A 3,015-nucleotide genomic window follows, 5' to 3' on the forward strand; every position below is an offset into this window, starting at 1 on the left:
TTTTTCTCAAATTCGTGTCATTTCCTCAAGGATCCCTTTTGGGCGGATACGGCGCAGCGGGGAGATCGCCGACACCGCACCCAACCGATAGTGGCATTTCGTCATGTGACGCCACCGACGGAATGAAGATGGGAGAGCAAGCGTCGATCAGGGTTGGTAGATATGTACGGGGCGCGCGAACTTATCTTCAAGGGTCCCGCTAACCTTGCTGCCGTGCGACGGTCCAGGGTCGACAAAGCCTTCTAGTGTCGAGCCGCGTCTCGACGGCTACGCCATCCTTGGTTATCGATGAAATATGCTGCGGCGCCGTCATACTCGCAGACAGCTGCCGCGAACTCGGTCCCGCGATACAGCAGGCCCGCACCGACATCGGTGGCGTACGCGGCCGGCAACACCCCGTCGCCCACAAGTCTGTGGAGTAACCTGTCGCTGTTCCCGATGCCGACTGTCGACGACATCGCCGCCCATCTACTCGATCAGGACGTGGTGTGGGTGTTCGGCGGGCAGTGTCGCCGGCCTGCTGGCCATGTGGCGATTGCAATCTCACGCAGCCGCACGCCAGCGACTGGATGTGTTCGCAGTGTGGAGGCGTAGGAGCTGGCGTCGGGGGCGAGGAAAGTGAACGCGCCCGGATACAGCAGGTCCAGCGTGCTCGAAGTGGCCCCTTTTAGTGGGATGTGAGGGGCCCGGGTGCCGGGCTGTCCGCTTGGTTGGGCCGGGTCTTCTATGGGCAGTTCGCGATCGAAACCTACGGCTGTGGCCATCGGGTAGCGGAATCCCAGTGTGATCGGGTTGGGGTCGAACTGGTCGAACTGCCGGAAGAATTCGCCGATCCCGTCCCCGGCACGCAGCATGACGTGTTTGAGGGTGAACTCGGTGATCGGTTGTCGCTCGGATTCGTAGGTGTCCAGCAGCGCGTCTCCGGCCTCGCCCGTGCAGACCGCGGCGAGGCTTCCAGGCAAGATTGTGTGCGTCCGCGATTCCGGTGTTGCCGCCGAATCCACCGTAGGGCGGGATGAGATGTGCTGCGTCGCCGACCAGGAAGATGCGACCTGCGCGGTAGCGATCGGCGATGAAGGCCCCGGTGCTCCAGGTCATAGCGCTGCGAATAGTTATGTCGAGGTCGGCTACACCGGCCACAGACCGGATCATCGGAATCGCCTCGGTGGCAACAGAATCCCGATCGATCGAATCCAAGTCGGCTCTTGGCGTCAGGGCGAACCAGTTGTGGTCGCGGGCGTCACTGCGGGCGAACAACAGGGCGCCCTCAGCCGGGGAGACCATCGCGCTGATCCGCCGTCCGCGCGTTGCCGACTCGAGGTCGGCGTCGAACAAGACGCTGAGACCTTTTCCCGGAATGGGTCGACCGTGGCGTCCTATACCGAGGCTGGTCCGGATCGATCCGCTGGCACCGTCGGCGGCCACCAGATAGCGGGCGGTGATCCTGCTCGGCGGCGTGGCCGGCGTGCCCGTGCCGACCGTCGACGAAGACCACACCATGTCGGCGGCGACGGCGGACTCGTGCTGCTCGATGTTGACGGCTGTGCAGCCATAGAACAACTGGGCACCCAACTCGGCGCTGCGCTGCAGCAGAATAGGTTCCATCCGGTCCTGATCACATGCATAGTGCGTGGTGGGGCGAAGCAGGTTTCGGCGGGCCAGTGCGAGCGGTAGATGTACCCGCTCGTAATCACCGGAGAGGCTATCGCCGATCGACACGCCGAAATGGTTCTCGCCCGCGGCGCGTACCGCGTCTTCGATACCAGCGGACCGAAGCAACTCCATCGTTCGGGCGCTGACACCGCGGAACTTAGGGTGGTTCGATGTCGAGGCGTGCCGCTCCACTACCCATACACGTAATCCCTGTTGGGCCAGAAACATTGACGCCGCCAAACCGACGAGACCGCCGCCGACGACCAGAACATCACAATCACACGCGCCGTCACGCCTTGACGCACCGCTCACAGCTCAGCCCGCCAGGCAGGGAGTAGTAGACCCTGACATGGCTTGATCAGCCTCCGTTCTGAGGAGTGGCGTCGGTCATGGTGCCGACGAGCAGGCAAGGCGCGTTGGACCGGTTGCTCCAGGCGTGGTTGGTGCCGCGGATGATGACGGTGTCGCCGGGGCGCATGAGCACTTCATCGGTGTCGGTGACCAGATAGATTTCGCCTCGCACGCAGGTAAGACAGTCGAGTGTGTCGGTGCGGTGCATGCTCGGATGCCGGGCGAGATCGGTTTGGCTCGGCTGGTGCTTCTGGTGCACCACTTCATTGAGGTCGGCCAGGACGCGGCGGTGCTCGTCTTCATCGGGGTCATCCGGCGGGATTTCCAGTGCCCGACAAATCATTCCGTTAGGCAAGGGTTCGCGGCGCGCTCCCAGGCCCTGCGTCTGCGATCGGTCGCCGTCAATGCTGTTGTCGACCGGGGTCTCCTGGGTCGCCCACAGCGTGGCGCGCCAGAAGAACCCCTCGCGGGATTGCACGTTGGTCAGTCCGCGCTGCAGGGTCGCCGAACGGCCCTGGGGGTCGGGGCCGACGACGAATCGGTTGGCGGGGGTGGTCATGGCGGTACTTCCTTTCGTTTAGCTGTCAGTTGGACCGTGAAGCAAAGCAGCTTGCGTGCCTTACGAAATCAGCGCTTCATTCCGGGTGCGTCGGCGGGGACGTCATAGAACTTGAGCGTGAACGAGACTGCCGTGTACATACCCATCAGGACGGTGATGTCCGTGATGCGATCATGACCGAGGACCTCGACCGCGCGGTCGTACAGGCTCTGGGGGATGTAGCGGCCAGCGGCCAGGGCCGTGGCTAGCTCATAGACGGTCTGCTCCCGCTCATCCTCCAGAAGTGTCGGCTGGCCGCAGAGCAAGGCGTCTACGACCTCGGGCGAGATGGCCAGCTCGATCGCGACTCGGTTGTGCGCGTTAATCGGAAACGGCGCGTGCCACTTGCCGAGAATGACGCAGACGGCGATCTCCCGCTCGCGCTGTGTAATCGAGTGATTCGGTGGATGAAA

The 3,015-nt window shown here is 63.3% G+C and carries 3 protein-coding genes and 1 pseudogene; all 4 read right to left on the reverse strand.

Annotated features, from left to right (window positions below; all coding sequences use genetic code 11):
- Nucleotides 1-476 precede the first annotated feature (476 nt).
- Nucleotides 477-962 carry a hypothetical protein gene (locus QOI01_RS35860; protein WP_526388962.1) on the reverse strand — a complete coding sequence of 162 codons (486 nt, stop codon included), beginning with the start codon at nt 960-962 and terminating at the stop codon, nt 477-479.
- Between the two features lie 19 nt (nt 963-981).
- A pseudogene (locus QOI01_RS35865) lies at nt 982-1,965 on the reverse strand (FAD-dependent oxidoreductase); the annotation flags it as partial.
- Between the two features lie 46 nt (nt 1,966-2,011).
- Nucleotides 2,012-2,563, reverse strand: a complete 552-nt coding sequence (locus QOI01_RS35870; protein ID WP_526388958.1) for a cupin domain-containing protein — start codon at nt 2,561-2,563, stop codon at nt 2,012-2,014.
- 68 nt (nt 2,564-2,631) lie between these two features.
- A partial coding sequence (locus QOI01_RS35875) for a carboxymuconolactone decarboxylase family protein (RefSeq protein ID WP_526388960.1) occupies nt 2,632-3,015 on the reverse strand: 384 nt, incomplete at its 5' end.

Origin of the sequence: Mycobacterium sp. (assembly GCF_032162605.1) — a bacterium.
Taxonomy (GTDB): Bacteria; Actinomycetota; Actinomycetes; order Mycobacteriales; family Mycobacteriaceae; genus Mycobacterium.